15 protein-coding genes are annotated in these 18370 nt (G+C 39.1%); 5 read left to right on the top strand and 10 right to left on the bottom strand.

Features of this window, described 5'->3' with window-relative positions; translation table 11 throughout:
• Window positions 1-148: 148 nt before the first annotated feature.
• From KSK55_RS05600 to KSK55_RS05615, 4 genes are all read left to right on the top strand, one after another.
• A complete protein-coding gene (locus KSK55_RS05600; RefSeq protein ID WP_218608519.1) occupies window positions 149-1357 on the top strand; it encodes an NAD(P)-dependent malic enzyme in 1209 nt (402 codons plus the stop codon).
• Window positions 1358-1974: 617 nt separating this feature from the next.
• On the top strand, window positions 1975-3219 hold the full coding sequence (locus KSK55_RS05605; RefSeq protein WP_218608520.1) for an ATP-binding protein: 1245 nt from the start codon (window positions 1975-1977) through the stop codon (window positions 3217-3219).
• A gap of 833 nt (window positions 3220-4052) precedes the next feature.
• Window positions 4053-4532: a hypothetical protein gene (locus KSK55_RS05610; protein WP_218608521.1), complete on the top strand. Its 480-nt coding sequence runs from the start codon at window positions 4053-4055 to the stop codon at window positions 4530-4532.
• A 2-nt stretch (window positions 4533-4534) separates the two neighbouring features.
• Complete coding sequence (locus KSK55_RS05615) at window positions 4535-4672, top strand: hypothetical protein (RefSeq protein ID WP_218608522.1); 138 nt, start codon at window positions 4535-4537, stop codon at window positions 4670-4672.
• Window positions 4673-4707: 35 nt separating this feature from the next.
• On the opposite strand, the gene KSK55_RS05620 is transcribed toward KSK55_RS05615, so the two are convergent.
• The 5 genes from KSK55_RS05620 to KSK55_RS05640 form a co-directional block, all read right to left on the bottom strand.
• The gene (locus KSK55_RS05620) at window positions 4708-7203 is read right to left on the bottom strand and encodes a DEAD/DEAH box helicase (RefSeq protein WP_218608523.1); all 2496 of its coding nucleotides are present in this window, start codon (window positions 7201-7203) and stop codon (window positions 4708-4710) included.
• A gap of 10 nt (window positions 7204-7213) precedes the next feature.
• Window positions 7214-8248 (bottom strand): DUF1848 domain-containing protein, encoded by a 1035-nt coding sequence (locus KSK55_RS05625; protein WP_218608524.1) that lies wholly within the window; start codon window positions 8246-8248, stop codon window positions 7214-7216.
• A gap of 3 nt (window positions 8249-8251) precedes the next feature.
• The gene (locus KSK55_RS05630) at window positions 8252-9406 is read right to left on the bottom strand and encodes a tetratricopeptide repeat protein (protein ID WP_218608525.1); all 1155 of its coding nucleotides are present in this window, start codon (window positions 9404-9406) and stop codon (window positions 8252-8254) included.
• 7 nt (window positions 9407-9413) lie between these two features.
• The gene (locus tag KSK55_RS05635; protein WP_218608526.1) at window positions 9414-12512 is read right to left on the bottom strand and encodes a hypothetical protein; all 3099 of its coding nucleotides are present in this window, start codon (window positions 12510-12512) and stop codon (window positions 9414-9416) included.
• 168 nt (window positions 12513-12680) lie between these two features.
• Window positions 12681-12845, bottom strand: a complete 165-nt coding sequence (locus tag KSK55_RS05640) for a hypothetical protein (protein WP_218608527.1) — start codon at window positions 12843-12845, stop codon at window positions 12681-12683.
• 207 nt (window positions 12846-13052) lie between these two features.
• Here KSK55_RS05640 and KSK55_RS05645 point away from each other — a divergent pair, with 207 nt between their 5' ends.
• Window positions 13053-13496 carry a hypothetical protein gene (locus tag KSK55_RS05645; RefSeq protein ID WP_218608528.1) on the top strand — a complete coding sequence of 148 codons (444 nt, stop codon included), beginning with the start codon at window positions 13053-13055 and terminating at the stop codon, window positions 13494-13496.
• Window positions 13497-13649: 153 nt separating this feature from the next.
• On the opposite strand, the gene KSK55_RS05650 is transcribed toward KSK55_RS05645, so the two are convergent.
• The 5 genes from KSK55_RS05650 to KSK55_RS05670 form a co-directional block, all read right to left on the bottom strand.
• On the bottom strand, window positions 13650-14663 hold the full coding sequence (locus KSK55_RS05650; RefSeq protein WP_214419143.1) for a YeiH family protein: 1014 nt from the start codon (window positions 14661-14663) through the stop codon (window positions 13650-13652).
• A 443-nt stretch (window positions 14664-15106) separates the two neighbouring features.
• Window positions 15107-15676, bottom strand: a complete 570-nt coding sequence (locus KSK55_RS05655) for a nitroreductase family protein (protein WP_218608530.1) — start codon at window positions 15674-15676, stop codon at window positions 15107-15109.
• A gap of 1244 nt (window positions 15677-16920) precedes the next feature.
• Window positions 16921-17130, bottom strand: coding sequence for a hypothetical protein (locus tag KSK55_RS05660; RefSeq protein ID WP_218608531.1), 210 nt, complete (start codon window positions 17128-17130; stop codon window positions 16921-16923).
• A gap of 417 nt (window positions 17131-17547) precedes the next feature.
• Complete coding sequence (locus KSK55_RS05665) at window positions 17548-18030, bottom strand: hypothetical protein (protein WP_218608532.1); 483 nt, start codon at window positions 18028-18030, stop codon at window positions 17548-17550.
• Window positions 18023-18340, bottom strand: coding sequence for a nucleotidyltransferase family protein (locus KSK55_RS05670; protein WP_214419147.1), 318 nt, complete (start codon window positions 18338-18340; stop codon window positions 18023-18025). Before KSK55_RS05670 ends, KSK55_RS05665 begins: the two co-directional genes overlap by 8 nt.
• Between the last annotated feature and the right edge of the window lie 30 nt (window positions 18341-18370).

Consider the following 18370-nt stretch of genomic DNA (forward strand, 5'->3'; position numbering starts at 1 on the left):
TCATTATCGCTTTCCTCCTCCTGGACCGGGATTTTCCCGGTTTTCATTCTACATAACTTCAATTCTGCTTGGGTTTGGTGTTTCCTAAATTAAAATGACACCTGTCGGCATCCAAACATTGATATAAAACAGGTGAGACTCTCATTCTATGGATATTGATAGAGAGGAGATCGCACATAAATCACTTACACTCCACCTGGAAAACCGGGGAAAATTATCTGTTCAGTCAAAAGTTCCGGTAAAGACCAGGGAAGATCTCTCGCTGGCATATACGCCCGGAGTTGCTCATGTCTGCAAATATATCGCTGAAGATGAAAAAAGGACTTTTTCATGCACCTTAAAACACAATACCATCGCAATTATTACTGACGGAACTGCAGTTCTGGGTCTTGGTAATATCGGTCCTGCTGCAGCGATTCCAGTCATGGAAGGAAAAGCCATCCTCTTTAAAGAGTTTGCAGGGATAGATGCTTTTCCAATCTGTATTACTGGAGATCATGACGATCTCATCAGCCATATCAGAAGTATAGCTCCAGTTTTTGGAGGAATTAATCTTGAAGATATCGCGGCTCCTCGTTGTTTTGAAATTGAAGAAGAACTGCAGGATCTTGGTATTCCAGTGATGCATGATGATCAGCATGGTGCTGCAATTGCTGTTCTAGCAGCCCTCATCAATGCTTGTCGGGTGACTGGAAAACGGTTCAAAGATCTTACGGTTGTCGTTTCAGGAGCTGGAGCTGCAGGATATGCTATTTGTAGGCTGCTCAAATGTATCGGGTATGAAGGAGAAGAATGCCATGCTGTAAAGGAACTAATCGTCTGCGACAGAACGGGAATAATTTACCGGGGAAGACCCGGGCTCTATCATAATATCTACAAATATCTTCTTGGTGATGAGACAAACAAGATGCTTCGGAAAGGAACTCTTGCAGATGCATTAGAGAATGCCGATGTTTTTGTCGGTGTATCAAGTGGCAACCTGGTAACAGCAGACATGGTCAGGACGATGAATAAAGATCCGATTGTACTTGCCCTTGCAAACCCGACTCCGGAGATCATGCCAAATGTAGCAAAATCAGGGGGTGCTGCAATTGTCGGCACCGGACGATCAGACTTCCCAAACCAGGTGAATAATGTGCTTGTGTTTCCTGGAGTATTTCGGGGAGCTCTTGATGCAGGTGCAACGAAGATCAACGAGGAGATGAAGATCGCTGCAGCACATGCCATTGCAGAGTATGTAAAGGATCCGACTCCGGACCAGATTCTTCCAGACCCATTAGATCGGGGGGTTGCACGGGCTGTTGCTGCAGCTGTTGCAGAGATGGCGAGGAGATGTAAGTGTGTGAGAAAGGAGTGAATGATCTGTCACAAAACTACCCATTCCATCATCACCAGAATCGTTCATGAGAAAGTTGTTGGAGTGACTGGAGAGAAAAAAGCACGATCGGAGAATGACTGGAGAAAATTTTCCACCTATGGATTTTTCATCCATTTGATGAATAAAGCCCCATAAGCCATCTAATGTCATATTTTTTGTTGATCGGAGAAAACCTAGCGGAGTAGAGAGAGAATGAAGCTGATTCATTTATACTCTCTGTACCCGGGTTTTTTCTCCAGTCATAATAAAAACTAATTATTATTGTATTAATTTTAGATTATTCAATAATTTGAGACCCTTTGACCGGAGAAAAATTTTCTCCAATAGCCCGCTGGTATTCTCCAGTCTCTCCGGAAATTATTATTCATTAACCTCTTCTCTGCGATACCAAACCACGGGGTTTAGATAACCTATAGGGTTTTATTGAAACCATTATCGATCTCACTGATTAATCAGGTATAAGAGAACAAATGGATTAAAAACCTCCCCATTTTATAAAAATCATCTGGACAAACTGGTGATTTGTTGAATACATCTAATCCAACAAACATTTATTACTAATAAACAAAAAAAAGAATTTAGTTTATTGGTAATATATGATCGCCTATCATATCCTAAAAGAAGTCATTGGAGATCAACATCTGCGGTTTCATAATCAGGAACCTGGCATACCCCGGAGAATTGATCCTGAACAGTACCGGAGCAGAAACAGAATTGTAATCATATCCGGAGTTCGCAGATCCGGGAAATCCACCTTCTTAAAACAATTAGCACTTGGATTCCCATCTTTCTTATACCTGAATGCTGATGATGACCGGCTAATCGGAGCCACCACTGATGACTTAGGATCTCTCCTCCTCATCTGGGAGGAATTATTTCCCGGAGTAAGAACGGCATTTTTAGATGAAATCCAGAATATTCCCGGATGGGAACGTGTTGTTCGAAGAATGCATGATGAAGGATACCGGATTTTTCTGACCGGATCAAATGCACAGATGCTGAGTAAAGAACTGGGAACCCATCTGACCGGGAGATATGTACGAGTTGAATTATACCCCTTCGGATTTGATGAATATTGTACCTTTTATCAATTTACCTGGAAAACAACCGGCATCCATACTACCGTTGAATCTGCTGCTGCTCTCCGGCTTTTCTCTCAGTTCATTGAAGACGGGGGATTTCCTGAATTTCTCAAGGATCCTGACCCGGAAATATTACGGAGAACCTTTGATGACATTCTGTTTCGTGATATCATCGCCAGATATGCCATTCGTGAAGTTAAGGCATTTCGGTTGTTATGCAGATACCTGTATACGAATATGACAAGAGAAGCAAGTCTTACATCGCTGGCTTCAATTGTCCAGATGAAAAGCCCGGTTTCCCTTAAAAACTGGATTGGATATCTTGAAGATAATTATCTTATCGGAAGTCTTTCACCTTTTGAATACTCTATGAAGAAACAACTCTCACGAAACCAAAAATATTATGGGATTGATACTGCTCTTCGTAACGCTGTAGCCTTCAGATTTTCAGACGACTATGGCCTTCTCCTTGAAAACATCGTGTGGCTGGAACTCTGCAGAAGAGGATATGAATTATACTGGCTTAAAGGACAATCCGAATGTGATTTTATCGTAGTTGAGCAAGGAAAAGTGAGTATGGCGATTCAGGTTTGCTGGCACCTGTCTGATGAAAATCGCAAACGGGAGTATGATGGAGTTATTGAGGCATGTACTATGTTCCCTGGTTCGGGAGGATATATATTAACATTACAACAGGAAGAACAGCCAGCTCAAAATATCAGGGTAATGCCGGTCTGGAAGTGGATACTAGAAGAGTGAATAAGCTGCAACCAAAAGAAAAAAAGAAAAATTCCAGGTGCACTCCGGGGAGCTCTTGATGCAGGTGTAACGAATATCAACAAGGAGATGAAGATCGCAGCTGCTCATTGTATTGCTTGGTAATTGAAAATCCAACCCCAAAAAAATTCTTTCGGATCCCCTGGACCTGGGGGTGGCTCAGGCAGTGGCAACAGCGGTTGCAGAGATGGCGAAAAATGTGGGTGTGTGAGAGGGAAGTGAATAGTCAGATACTCAATACCCCCTTTTTATTATCACCAGTATCCCTCATGAGTAGGTCATGTGATTGACTGGAGAAAAAAATGACCGATCGGAGAATGACTGGAGAAAATTTTTCCCCGGAGGATTTTTCATCCATTTGATGAATAAAGCCCAATACAATCATTAAAGTGAGATTTTTTAGGGACCGGAGAAAACCAACCGAAGTAGAGAGAAGATGAAGCTGGATCATTTACACACTCTGCACCCGGATTTTTTCTCCAGTCATAATAAAAACTTATTATTATTGTGTTAATTTCATATTACTCAATAATTTGAGAGCCTTTGACCGGAGAAAAAATTTCTCCGATCGCCTGTTGGAATTCTCCAGTCTCTCCGGAAATTATTATTAGTTAACCTCTTTTCTGAAGGATACAATATCATCTGGTTCAGATGGGGGGTCGGATTTTTCCTCATGGATTCAATTCACTGATTGTCGTGATATATGAGTGCAAATGGTTCAAAGATTAGATGGATCTCCGGGATTGGGAGGTTGTTCAGGTGGTGGCTGCGGCAATTGCAGAGATAACATGTGAATGCGAGTATGTGAGAAAGGAGTGAGAACGCGAAAAAAATACCTTATCGAAAGTAGGATTGGCGGAGTGATTTTATTCCAGGCGCATATTTCCCTGTTATCCGCATTACCCCTCGCACTTTTTCGTGACAATATGATTAGATGGATCTGGCGAACGCGGTCCTGTGATGTATGTGACGGGAAGTATGTGCATTACATCGAACGGATGACGAAAGAGCGGCAGAAGACGAGGCGGAAGGCGTTTCGGATGTGTCGTACCTGTTATGCCAGAGCCCAGCAGCGGGAGGCTGCCCAGTGTATCGCCCTTCCCGGAATGATCAAGACCGGCAATATGAGACGATGGTCGGTAGCTCTCGGGAGGTGTCATCTCTGTGATACCGGACCGATCGTCTGGTTTGATCCGGTTGAGCACTTCGGGCTGTGTGAGACCTGTTATGCCCGGGAGTGTTCGGGAGTGGGGGGAGCGAGTGAGCGAAGCGAACGAGCGACCAGCATGGGGTGACCATGAGGCTACAGGATGCTCTTGACCGGATCAGGGAGCGGGACCGGGTGATGAGACACCGGGAGTCCCAGCAGAAATACTTTGAGAAGAACCGGGAGATGGTGAATGAGAAGAAGCGGATAGCGAGAGCGGGAGGGTGAAAACCCCTTAATTTTTTGGTGCGGTATTTTGTTGATTACAGTGATTGTTCTTGATTAAGCAATTGTTGTAAGAGTTCCAAAAAATTTGTGGTCATTGATTTATCTACTGCATTATCAGAATTTATAGAAGAGCAAACACATGATGGACAACCATTATTGCATGGGCAATTCTTGATAATTTTTATTGCAATTTCAATTAGTTTAGGAAAAACACTATTCATCCTTTCTGATATGCCTATTCCTCCTGAATACTCATCATATAATGTAAATATCTGACGGTCCTCATAATCTATGTGAATGTCAATATCATGCGGGTCGCAGAGTAAAAAATAGGGGGTAACAATTTTTAAAATATTTTTTGTCCCTTCTAAGGCTGATTCAAGAGGTTCGGAGCAATTTTCTAAAATATTTTGGATAATCTTTTGGGGGATATCAAACCAAAAACCCTTACTTTCAAAAAAAATAGGGGGTAGATGAAGATCATTTTCTTCAATTACTTCTTGGTTGTCATTGAAAGTCTTATATTTGTAGTAATTATTTTCAACAGTAACCTCCCCGAAATTACATTCAAGACTCCCTAATGAAAATGAATTTAATATTTGCGTATGATGGATATTTGTGTATTTCTGGGATTGGGTATAATTTGTAATATTTTTGGGTATAGATTCGACGAAAGCAGTATGGGCATCCAGATCTAATTTGGATACCATAAATGATTCACCCATATGAGTAATTATCGCTCCTTCATGTGCTTCCCGGTAAGCTTGTTCAGTAGTGAGGGTCTCTAATATTTTGTCACCCTTCATGATTTTGTATGAACTCGAAGGAATTGATTTTAATTCTACTTCTCTTTGAATTTCTCCATGAATACCAAAATACTTATACCGATTATTATCAAAAACCTTCAACTTGTCTTCAATGAGTAAAGACTCAATATTCTCTTTTAGTTTATCGCCGAAAAATGTGTTATCATTCGATGTAATTGGATATTCATCAGATGCACAGAGTAAATGGCCACAGAAAATCTTTTTGTTATTGAGATCAATCACTGCATCTTCAGGTTTTTTTGTGAAAAAGTCTTCAGGATGAGTTAAAAAAAATTGTTCTAATGCATTATCATGGCAGATCATTATTGCAAGAGAAGGTTTATTTCTCCTTCCTGATCTTCCTGCCTGTTGCCAAAAGGACATAATTGAGCCAGGATATCCAGTTAAAACTGCACCATCTAGGGACCCGATGTCTATTCCAAGTTCTAATGCATTCGATGCGATACAAACAGAAATGTTACCCTTCTTTAGGTCATTTTCAATTTCCTTTCTATCCTTTACGGTATATCCTGCATGATATGCTCTAACCCGATTTTTATACGATTTCCCTTTTTTTTCCAAATCATCGATAATCCACTTTCCAAGTTGATCTGCCATTCTCCTTCTTCTTACAAAGCATATTGTCGAAATATTATTTTGTACCAATTCAACTAGCAAATGAACCGCAGTCCTATACATCTTCGTTTTTATGTTACTAAGAAGAATACAGGTTTTTTCTCCTCTTGCTGAACCGTCAATAGTTATGGGTTGAATCGATTCACCGATAAGTTTAGTGCCAAACTCTTCAGCATTGCCTATTGTTGCAGAAAGAAGAATAAACTGTGGTTTTGCACCATACAACCTAGCGATTCGTTTAAGCCTTCTAATTACGTAGGCTACATTAGAACCAAATACTCCTCGGTAATAATGAGCTTCATCGATCACAACATAATGTAAATTTTTAAAAAAACTACTCCATTGATTGTGGTGTGGGAGTACTCTGTGAAGCATGTAGGGGTTCGATATTACGATTCTTGAATTGCTTCGAATATTCGCTCTTTCACTTTTTAGCGTATCATAATCATATCGATCAACTTGTATGGGAATTTGGATAGCTGATTCAAGTTCTTGAAGTGCTTTCAATTGGTCCTGAGATAGAGCTTTTGTGGGATAGAGATAGAGAGCTCTTACTTGAGAATTTTCTATTAATTTCTCAATTATTGGTAAATTGAATGCGAGCGTCTTTCCACTGGCAGTCGCAGAAGTGAGAATAATATTTTTACCATTTCGAATCTGATTGATTGATTCACATTGATGAGTGTAAAGACGAATCTCTTTCTTTTTTAAATATTCAGATAATACATTGGGTAGTTGCCTATTCAAAACCCCATATTTGGCCTCTTTTGCTTTGAATTCCTTAACCTGATAAATTATATTTGAGTTTTTTTTAATTTTTTGAACGAAATTAGTTATAGAATTATTATTTTGTTGATTCTGGCCAAAAAAGCCGGTTTTATTGAGATATTTTTCAGCTAAAGTAAGGTTATGTTCCCCACCTAAAGCAATCAAAGTCTCAACTAAATGTAAAATAATGGTGATATTTTCAGGTTTTTCTTGATGAAGTTTTTCCAGGATTTCAAGTGCTCCTGATATATTATTTGAGTTTCGAATATTCAACGCATTTTTTTGAGAGTTGTGATTTGGTGATCCAGGGAGAGAAGGCATATTAGGCTCTCTATTGAATAAATTGAGAGAAATCTGTTTGTTTTATCTCTTTTCTTTCATCATCTGGTGGGGGGATATATTCCCCGGTTATCGTTTCTGCAAATTGGTTTTGCAAATGATGGAAATAATTTTTTTCAACTTCTCCTTTTGATCGATTCGCATAACAGTAGATGCAGAGGTGTGAGCATGTATTATATTGACCTATATCCTTACTTTCTATGCAAAGGCACGATTTTCTTTGTCCTTTGTCTTTTTTATTATGACGGTGGAGATATTGGACTAATTTACTATCAGTCTCAAATAAATTTCTAATAAGTGTCCCATCAATACAACTCATCGCCGATATGCCCATTTGGGTAAGATCTACCTCTTCCCCACAGGTACCCAGTTTCAATCCCCATGATTGGTTTATTACAGACAATTGGGTTGAAAAGTCGTATATCTCATTTGGTGTGAGTTCATGTATTCCTGATATTGCGACATTATGTTGGACTTTTTCGTATGGCTTAATGTCAACAAAACTAATGATTAATCTATCAGTATATTCGTGGATTTGATCTCCGATATTCTTGATTCTGGAGAGAATTATAGGCAGTGAAAGTTCATTTGAGACTAATATTGGATCATATCGCCAAATGATCTTCTCTTTTCCGATAATGCTAGATAATTGTTTGAATGTATCTATTCGATCATTTAAAGATGGTATTCCTGGTTCATAATTTTCTAGTTCATAATCATTTAAGGTGAATTGAACGTAGTAATTTATTTTGTAACTATCGAGAGTTTTTATTTGTTTTAACAAAGGATAAGCGTTTTTTGTCCAGAAAACAATAACTCTTGTCTTATTGAATGAAACAAAGATGGTTTGTTTCCGATTGAATGGATTTATCCAGACTAAATATCCTATTTCCATTCTCTTGATGAACCAGTCAATATAAAATGCAGGAATATCAGTAGATCGACTGGCGGATATGATAACCGGAGCAATGGCTTCGACCTGTTTGCCATTCTCTGTAATAATTTTTACTTTTTCCCAGGGTGGCATATTTTATACCTTCATTAGAACAGTTGACGAATATTTTGTGTTAAACTGTGTTTTATTAATATTTTCAAAAAAAGTATCCAGAAATTTTGGTTTAGAAAAAACCTGTGTAAATGTCCACTTAATTGTCGAGTCACGATAAATGAGTGCCTTGTTATTTAAACTCAAATATTTTGCTAATTCTTCAAGCAATTTAATGTCTTTTGGGTAAACATTTTCAATAAATATCAATATACTGCCAGGTTTAATGTTGTTGAAAAAAATTCCAAAATCTACAAAAATTCCCTCCCCTTTACTATGCAATAACTCACGGAAAGAATGCTGAAAAATATGAATGTCGGCAACCTGTATTTGAGGATAATTATCACAGTTCTGTAACAACTCGATTAAATTTTCACATTTCGGAGAAAAATTTTCAAGGATAAGTTTGTTGTTTTTGCAATAATTTGGAGAATAAACCTCTATACAAGTATTTCGAGTTGTATTCCAATATTCTCGATCAAAGAAATAGGTTGTGAGATGTTTTACTTTGGGTAGGTTTTGTGAGACAAATGTGAGCATTCCTAAATATTCTGGTGCTGGTCCACATCCAAAGATATTGACACTGATATGATCCTGAAGTCCTTCCAGGACACCTTTTTTTTGGAGAATTGATAATTCAGAATAAATATTTTCTATGTAATAGGGAAAATAAAGGAGTAGGTATGCTTTTTGATAATCAATAGTCTCGTATTGAATGGGTTTTTCAGAATTGGGCTGTCTTATTTCGTCGAGTAAATTCTTAATAGTAATCTTATTATCCTGGATATAATTTTTTAGGCCCTCGTCTGTGGGATTATCCGGTCTGATTATTTTTGCAATATCTTGGAAAGGATTATGTTTTGGAAAATGTGTATGAATTGGGTTAATACCCTGATTTTTACCGTTAATATTAATTTGTCTAATATCCTTTTCAATAGCCTCAAATCTACTCACTGCTTCTGTTTCTTTTCCACGTCTCCATAATAATGCTGCTTTGCAATATCGAGAGTATGGTGAATGTGGATTAATTTCTATTGCTTTATCAAAACATCGTTCCGCTATCTCATAGTCTTTATTATCCCAATGAATTTTACCCTTTTTTTCCCAGATATCGCTTGATTCACTGTGATTAATGATCATATATTGGTTATCTTAAACAATCCTGAATTTTACCATTATATATAATATCTAAGGATTGGTTTTCAGTTACATTCTTCAGAACTTTTTTTATTTCTTGGTAGAGAGAGTATTCTCCATCTATTCCGGTCATAATTATCCATCCTTTAGTTCGAGTCATCGCCACATACAGATAGTTTCTTTTTTCAATAATTGTATTAATCAATGTTTCTTTACGTGGATGAATTGTTGAATTTTTTAATTCCATTTCTGTCTGTTCTAATTCTTTAGCAATCGTATCTAATCGAGGAATAATTATGAATTTAGCCTCATTCCCTTTCGCTCTGGGAGTGTGTCCAATTGTGATATTATCTTTTGACTTAAATTTCGTTTTCTCTTTATCCGGACGAAAAATGGTTATTCCATCAAAAGGAAATTCTAAATTAATATCACATTTTTTTCCAAGCAATAGTATTGCAATTTCTTCCTGAGGAATACCATTTGATTTCAATTCACAAATGAAATTATAGATTGCGTTATTTTCTGATTCACGATTTTCAAACAATTTAAACTCAATAATTGGCTTTATCCAAATATTTGACAAAGGATTTTTAGTATTTGAATCTCGTCGAAAGAGTTTGATCTCATTTCCTTTTGTATCAAACTTTTTCCGAGTCATATTTATCGAATACCCCAATTCCTCCCATTCGGCTACTGTTGTAATGGGGGTAATCATTCCTGATTCTCTGTATAGTCCCATCCCTATTGCTTGAGCTGCTAGAAGTGTAAGAAGAGGTGTCCGATAACAGATCTCCAATGAGATAGGATCCCCTCCCCCTTTTAATGAAAACAAATTTGAATATTCCTCCTTATTTCCGAACACTTCTTTTGCGGTTGGGATTTTTATCGTGCCTAATGTTTGGTATTCATCATAAGCAAAAATGAATCTTCTGATTGCACTATTGGTTTGAGTAATCGGTTTAATATTATGATAAATCAACCAAAAAGCGGGTTGGGCCCCGTTGTACAGGAGTTCGGGATTATCGGTAAGGATGTCTTGTGCTTCATCTAATAGAACAACATCCCATTGGGGAGTAAATTTGGGATTTCTTTGTAGGAAGTTATTGCAGACTGCTGCGAAATTATCCTGAATTTTCCCTTTATCTATGTAGTTTTTTGCCTTTTGATCAATTTCCATTCGAAGTAAGTAGAAAAAGCCAGGTTTATTATCTTCCCCCCATGCATGCATTACTCGGAGATTAGAATCTATATCTATGGGACTCCATTCCAGTCCATAATATTCATATGCGATTTCCTGGAGGGTTGTTTCAACTAGATCATACAGAGATTTAGTAAAAAAAACTAGGGCAATCTTCCATTCTGGATGTAATTTATGTAAATATGCCGCTCGATGACAGAGGATAATAGTTTTCCCAGTCCCAGCTATTCCACGTATTCGCTGAACACCTTTAATATCCCTTTCAATAACATTCTGAATCTTTTTTTCTCTTTCCTGAACATAGATACTATTATCAATCTCTCTAATTGCATCATGTAGTGAAAGATTACCTGATTTATGCAGGGTGAAGGATTCTTGATTAGATGAACTTCTGTTAATATTCCCTTTTTTAATTTCCAAACAAATCGGATTTGATTGTACCTTTGTTGTTCTTTTTCGATATTCGATATCTTCTTTTAAACGATTTGCTTGTTCATGAGTGGGATTCAAATTCAAGAAATAATTTACTCTCGCTTCTGCTTCTTCTAAACAATCTATTTCTAATAAACTCTCGGCAAGTCGGAGATGTGTTCTGTCATTCCCCGTATTTTTTTCGATTGCTTCTATTAGGTGTCTAATAAATTCAATATTGTCTGATTGATGTTCTACATTCTCTGGTGATATGGATTCTGATTTCTTTTGCTTTTCTAAGTTATCGAGTAATTGTTTAGCGGTTTTACATGGAGCTGATTGATTTCCCCTTTTTATTACTACTTTAAAGCAATCCGCGGCATTATCAAGATCATTAATTTTTACAAGAGATTTCCCTTTACATAAATAACTCACGATGTAGTCAGGATAGAGAGAAATATTCATATTAAATGCAAATATTGCATTTTCAAATTGTTTAAGTAGGTAATAACACGTTCCAATGTTATGCCAGGGATATTTTATTTTGTCAGAGATGGTAAGTGCCTTTAGATAATACGCGATTGCTTTGAGATAATTTTTCTCCTTTTTCTCTAATTTGGCTAAATCCATCCAATTATTGGCAGAATTTTCAATAAAATCGATATTTGATCTATTTTGTATAATATCTATATTCTCTTGGGAAAGGATTATTTTCGTAGTATTTTGTTTAGCATCAGTATGAGGTTGATATTTTTTTTCATCAAGTTTGTATCTAGAGAGTAACCGGTCTTTTATTTCAATTGCCTGTTTGGAATTAGGATTTAATTCTAATATATTAGTTATATAAGAATATGCGATATCTCCCCGTCCTATTTTTTCATAATAAATTGCCAGATGAAACAAACACCCGATATTTGTAGGATCCAGAGATAAATTTTTAAAAAAATCTTTTAGTTGATCAATATTAGAGGTTTTTATGATTCCGATTTGACATAACTTCAAGTAGCATTTAGCAAGAACTATTACCTCTTCTTTGGCCGAAGAAATCACGAAATTCTGATGAAACAAATGATGATAAATTTCATTAATATCAGGAAATTCATTAAATGGGACGTTGTCTTTCAACATCAAATTAACAATCTCTGATGAGTGACGAAAAGAAAAAAAATTACATTTAGATAAGAGATCAATATTTTTTTCACTATTAGGTAAAATCTGGAATGAATTTTTGATATCATTATAGTCTGCTACGATTGTTATCGTTGAATCCGATATTATATTGTATAAATTTAAAAAAATGGACTGGAAATCTAATTGATTTGCTTTTCCAGTATTGTCGTTACATTGAATTTTTAGTTCATTATCAAATTTCTGAATAATTTCACATTCTTGCCAATATAACTTTCCAGTATTACTTCCGAATATTTTCCAGAATAATTGATATTGTTTATTATTGCAATTAAGTTCCGAGGATTTTATGGATAAAACAACAAATTTCATTGAATTCTGTAGTACATAACCCGAATATTGGAAAAAATTTAACTGCTTTACTTCTTTGTAAAAATTCCTAGATGGTTATATCATTATTTCTTCATATTTTGGGCCAATAAATCATATTGTCCGTCTATAGAGATACAAATTAGCCTCAAATCTCTTCGTTGATGTTCATTATATAATATCCAACGCCAGCAACTCTTCAGTTTCTTGATCATCTTCACATTGCTCACAGAGGCAATCTCGTGCCTCCCATTCATAGTCATCATACTCGTACTCTGTCTCTTCTCCACATTGAGAACATATCCGTATCGATGGGCCATCATCTAAGTCGGACATAATAGATACAAAATTTCTACGTTTAAATCACTTTCGAGTAATAAATTTTTTGAGACCTCCTCTCATTTTCACCCCCAGAATAGTTCAAACCCCTCCATTCTCCAATCCATCCCCGCTCCTTGCCTTTTCCTCTACCCTGTTAAAACCTCTTTATAAAGAACCTCTAAGTATATTATGCCGTCCGAGAGACGGCAGGGGTCTTCGAAAATGGCCCATTTTACTCAGAAAACGGTGGTAAAGTCAGCGGTCCGGGAACTGGCAAGCCCGATTGCAGAATATACCACGTTCAATACAATCGTCCAGGATGTCCTGGATGACAATCCATGGGGCTGTACTGCCTACGAATCAGGGGGAGTTTCCCATCCTGCAGTGAAAACCTCCAAAGAATCGTATGCAGCAAGCATCATCTATGAGAACGCGGAAGCAAAGAAGGTAGGGCAGATTCCGGTGAAAGGGCCGACCATGGCAGCAGTCAACACGGCCGTCACCCAGATCACCGGCAATGCCACGATCACCGGAGCGATGGGGACCGGGGTCTCGGCATCCCGTGACAGTTCAGAGGATACCTTCAGCAAGGCGCTCAAGTGTCATGCCAGCAACGGGTTTTCCTTGTCACCTATACTGGACAGCATTATCTCCCGTTCCGGCTGACTCTCTTAGAACCACGCCCGGGATCTGGGCTAACGCGATCGCGGCTCTGGCATAAGTATCACCTTTTCTTTTTCAGGAAGTGGTTGAAAAGATTTTTTTATTCCACGAATAGAAGAAAAATTGATTGAATATAGTATTTTGTTTCGATAACACTTACAGGCTACCACTTAACCACTGCAGAGCAAGACTGCTTGTCGCTACAAAGAACCAGAGAATAGCCCCAAGAGCAACTGGTTTCCATCCCGCATCTCTGATTGCGGTGAGAGAACTGCTCATCCCAACTGCTGCCATGGCTACTGTTGTCCCAAAATGTGCCAGGAAATGAATCGGATCATTCCATGTTTTAGGAATCAGTCCAATGGATTGAACTGCAGCAGCGAGGATGAACAGGATCAAAAAGGGAGGGATAAGCTTGTAGAACACGGTAGTCCGTTGTTCTTCTCCAGGCAACTGCGAATTCAACGACCAAGTTTTAAATAACGCCAAGGGAATGATGGCAAGTGTCCGGGTTAATTTCACTACGACCGCATATGTGGCAGCGACAGAGCCGTACACCGTTGCTGCGGCAACGACTGAAGATGTGTCATTGATAGCAGTCCCGGCCCACATACCGAATGCTTCCTGAGATAAACCAAGAATATGGCCAATCGTGGGAAAAAGAACCGCACCGAGGACATTATAGAGAACAATGACAGTTATTGAAACAGCTATAGCTGGACCTGATGCCCCAATTACTGCGCTCATTGTTGCTATTGCAGAAGCACCACATATGGCCGTTCCGTATGTGATAAGAGAGCGAATATGTTCCTCTATTTTCATAGCTCGGCCGATAACAAGACCTGCTATTAAACAGATAACCAGTGTCCCTATCATGACAGGAAGACCTGAACCTCCAATCTGTGCAACCTGGGTTAGTGACATTCCTGCACCTAAAAGCACTATCGAGCCTTGCAATATTTTTTTTGAGGCGAACGACACCCCTTCAGCCCATTCATTTCTAAGACCAAATAATTGACCGACAACCAGTCCAATGAGGATAGCAATTACTGGTCCGCCGAGAACAGGAACAACAAGGCCCACACCCCAGGCAATACTGCCAATAATAAGGGGTGGAATCAGACCGATAAGAAGTTTCAGACATGAGGAAACCGGCCCATATAACTGCATCACATATGTGTTGAGCCGGATGAGGCTTTTAATATTTCTAAGGCATCTATCCTTTCACTCTGCCTTTTTTCAGGTTGTTTATCAGGTAATGCGGGAGATGTATCTAATCTCTAATTCCACACTTTATGGAAGATGAATAATTCAGAATGAATAGTTGTCCTTAAGAAGAGGGACAGGATTTCTCACAGGGCCGCGGATCGGAATGATCCATCCAATGTCTGAATGGAATATTAGGGATGCTTACCTCCATCTGGATGTGAATCCAGTGTTGTATTGAATTTTCAGGGAGTTCAAAAAACAATGGTGAACTTGTTTTTTTACAGTTCATCTACTACAATAGTATCCTTACCAACCCAGGTAAGTATTAAGATCTCAACCCTGGTGAGTTATTGGCCCTGTGTAGTCAGGTGGTAATGATGAAACTGAAAAGGCCGCAGTTGAGCTCATGAGATCCAGTGGATCTTCTTCTCCAGATCTGGATCGACGACAGAATGGGGGCCCGGCATCTCTTGAGGATACCCAAGCGGGGTGATGGCAACCAGGGTCCGGTCCTCAGGGATCTCCAGGATCTCCCGGAGAAAAGGTTCATCTTCCAGTGGTCCGGTCATCCAGCAGGTGCCTAGGCCAAGAGCGGTTGCCGCAAGCAGAAGGTTTTCCATCGCTGCACTGGCACTCTCCAGGTAAGCCCGCTGAAAGTTCGGGAGGTCACTTGTGGTGCAGAGTACCACGATTGCCACCGGAGCACCGCCATAGGTCCTGGCAAAGGTGACAACTTCGGCTGGGAGTTCTTCTCCCCGTGTTTTTTGGATCCGGTCAAGAACTCGTCCAAAACTTACACCAAGCTCCCTGATTGGATCACCAGTGACCACAAGAAACTCCCAGGGTTTGTGGTTCATCGCAGACGGGGCCATGTTGGCCGCCTGGAGAATCCTGGCGATATCGGCATTGGGAACCGGGTCGGGGCCGTATTTCCTGACCGACCGTCTCTGACAGAGTGTATCAAAGAAATCCATCAGTACATCTTTTTGTCAGAATCATGATGAAAGGATAAGATACTGTGAGGAAACAAGGGAGAGGGATGGTAAGCTGGGGTAAAACTCTCCGGCTCCTTACTTCCCTCCAGATGTAGATTTCTCCAGTAGTCCTTCAAAGGGGGCTGTCTTCATATTGAATCATTTCTTCAATTCCTGCAAAGCCAATAAAATCAATCTGTGCTAGGAGGTTTTTCTGGTGATATTCGAGAAAGGAGCAAACAGTGTCGCTCATATCCAGATGAACCAGCAGATAATCTCCAGTACATCACTGGAAAGTGACTCATAAGAGTGATGACAAAATAATTTCTGGATTTGATACCAATAATCCGCAATTTTTTTGATGTGGAAGACAAAAAGGTTCATTCACTCCATGTTGATACCCTCAGGAGGATAATTTTGTACCAATACTGGGGCTTTCCATTAAGCTATGATGTATATATCTTCAATTGTCAAAATTACCTTTCCGATAAAATTCTGGGAAAAACCGATAACGATGGCGGACGATCTCGCTGTAGGATCTGAAGTCAAAATGGCAGACTAATAGGTTCCATCATCGGAAAAGATGAATCTAACCGGTTGCTAGTTATGGTGAGATTCTCCCCTATTACTGATAAATTCTCAAAAAATTGAATTTTATGGTATTTCTGGCTGCGAGAAGAGATGATTGATGAAAAACTCACCACTCCAAAAAAAATACTCAATGGGGGATAACAAACAATATTCAACAGATAATCCCGGCCGTACCATGTGGAATCTGAACATCAGATATTGGAGAATTCGTGTAATCAGCACCATTTTAGGAAGAATTCATACCTCCATGAGTTGCCTCCATTTATTCCGAATATTTTAAACCTTCTCATGATAATAACAGGATAACTTTCAACAAAGGATAAACTAAAACCAAGAAGTAAAAGGAAGTTACCATGCCAACCTGCAAAGACTGCATTAATTATACCACAAAAACTACTGACACTGGAGAATGTAAGATCCTCGGGAATGTACCTCCTGATCGGGACAGCGGGCGTTGTCCGGTACGTTTGTTCCAGCCTCGGACAAAATAAAACCAGAACGAACCGAGAGGATAAGACAATGATACCTGAAATTCTTTATGTCCTCTCGACATGACTGTGCAAAGACAGCTGTCATCGCAAAGATCAGATATCATATCGCTGGAAGATGATACTTCCATGTCCCGGTCGCCATAGTAACAAGCATCTTCTGCTTCAGTATGCAATGGCATTTTCAACCGCATCATTTGTCTGAATCTGATAGGATCTGAGCCGTTGATGTGTATTTGGTGTGCTCAGGATTTTTAGGGAGACTACACCAAAATCTGAAGAGTATCGTTCATGAAGAGCCTGCGGAGTATGAAGCCGTTTGATCTCATGAGACTGGTTCTGTTCATGACGGACATTAATGAACCAGTTGATCATTCCATTGGAAGAGTAGAGAAAAGGAACCCGATATTCATCAAATGAGAACAAAGCAACAGAATCAGGGATCCCTTTTGCATATCTTCTTGCCTGAGTCTGGACTTCCTGTGGTCCGACAGATTCTCGTTTCGCTTCTATGACTCCGACAATTTTCCGTTTAGAATGAGGGCATAATCTGCCGGACCGTTGTTAGTTGGATATTCTTCAAGGGCAACGGCATGATACGAGGAAAAGGGAGTTTTGTCTGTATAGGGCTGAATGTCCCATCCGGATTTGCGAAGGAGTGGATCGATCTTCTATCCTGGTAACTCTCTCTCATGAAGGGTGCAATGCATCACAATTATTATGAAGCAGTCCGTTTTTGTGAGACTAATACCTAACTATTTAAAACGCTCCATGAAAAATAGTTTATAAAATTCACTGATTATCGACATATAACAGAGTAAACGGTTCAAACACAAGCCGGATCGACTCATTCCCTTCTATCCCTGCAGGACCCACAAAAGCAGTCGGTGCAAGGAGGTTTGCCTGGTGATAGTTCTTCATGTATTTTTCAAACAGCAGTTTATTGGTCATGTTGCCATGAAGGTCATAGTATTCAATAGAAATTTCCGGGTAGACCTGTTCAAACTCCCTGAAATAATCCATCGCATCCTGACAGGATTGACAGATGAGATCATGAAATACAATAACCGGTCCTTCACCGGTGTATTCTTCAAAACGTTCCAGAATATCGTCTTTCGAAAGGGATGCATCATATAATGTGCCGTCAGAGAAGAATACCCGCTCTGCATGAATCGGTGCAATCATACAAAGAACTACACATAGGATCAGAACAATTCTAGGAAGAAAAAACCGGGTCTCTTCCAGGATATGAGTAAGGAATATCTCATCATCCATAAATCCAAATCACCTCACGCTCTACATATGGTCGTATGTATGGTGATAATCCCTTAACGGTTACTAGATCAACTGACCGGCCAAAAATTTCTTCAAGTTCATCGGCTAAGTGAATAAATCTCCGATATATCCCCTTTTCATGGGGAAAATCCACAAGAATATCAATATCACTATCCGGAGTATCCTCACTCCGGCTGACAGAACCAAAGACCCCAAGTCTCGTTACCCCATACTTCTCCCTTATCTCATCAATATGACTATTCAATTCTGATAGAACAAATGGAAGAGATGAGTGAGAACTCGTACTCATAGTAGTACTTCATCATTTTTTCCATATCAC

Origin of the sequence: Methanospirillum hungatei, from assembly GCF_019263745.1 — an archaeon.
In the GTDB taxonomy this organism is placed as follows: domain Archaea; phylum Halobacteriota; class Methanomicrobia; order Methanomicrobiales; family Methanospirillaceae; genus Methanospirillum; species Methanospirillum purgamenti.

Bases quoted from the DNA above. Each gene is read 5' to 3' on its own strand.
- KSK55_RS05600 (WP_218608519.1), top strand. From the start codon at position 149: ATGGATATTGATAGAGAGGAGATCGCACATAAATCACTTACACTCCAC.
- KSK55_RS05605 (WP_218608520.1), top strand. From the start codon at position 1,975: ATGATCGCCTATCATATCCTAAAAGAAGTCATTGGAGATCAACATCTG.
- KSK55_RS05615 (WP_218608522.1), top strand. From the start codon at position 4,535: ATGAGGCTACAGGATGCTCTTGACCGGATCAGGGAGCGGGACCGGGTG.
- KSK55_RS05620 (WP_218608523.1), bottom strand. From the start codon at position 7,203: ATGCCTTCTCTCCCTGGATCACCAAATCACAACTCTCAAAAAAATGCG.
- KSK55_RS05625 (WP_218608524.1), bottom strand. From the start codon at position 8,248: ATGCCACCCTGGGAAAAAGTAAAAATTATTACAGAGAATGGCAAACAG.
- KSK55_RS05630 (WP_218608525.1), bottom strand. From the start codon at position 9,406: ATGATCATTAATCACAGTGAATCAAGCGATATCTGGGAAAAAAAGGGT.
- KSK55_RS05635 (WP_218608526.1), bottom strand. From the start codon at position 12,512: ATGAAATTTGTTGTTTTATCCATAAAATCCTCGGAACTTAATTGCAAT.
- KSK55_RS05640 (WP_218608527.1), bottom strand. From the start codon at position 12,845: ATGTCCGACTTAGATGATGGCCCATCGATACGGATATGTTCTCAATGT.
- KSK55_RS05645 (WP_218608528.1), top strand. From the start codon at position 13,053: ATGGCCCATTTTACTCAGAAAACGGTGGTAAAGTCAGCGGTCCGGGAA.
- KSK55_RS05650 (WP_214419143.1), bottom strand. From the start codon at position 14,663: ATGCAGTTATATGGGCCGGTTTCCTCATGTCTGAAACTTCTTATCGGT.
- KSK55_RS05655 (WP_218608530.1), bottom strand. From the start codon at position 15,676: ATGGATTTCTTTGATACACTCTGTCAGAGACGGTCGGTCAGGAAATAC.
- KSK55_RS05660 (WP_218608531.1), bottom strand. From the start codon at position 17,130: ATGATCAACTGGTTCATTAATGTCCGTCATGAACAGAACCAGTCTCAT.
- KSK55_RS05665 (WP_218608532.1), bottom strand. From the start codon at position 18,030: ATGGATGATGAGATATTCCTTACTCATATCCTGGAAGAGACCCGGTTT.
- KSK55_RS05670 (WP_214419147.1), bottom strand. From the start codon at position 18,340: ATGAGTACGAGTTCTCACTCATCTCTTCCATTTGTTCTATCAGAATTG.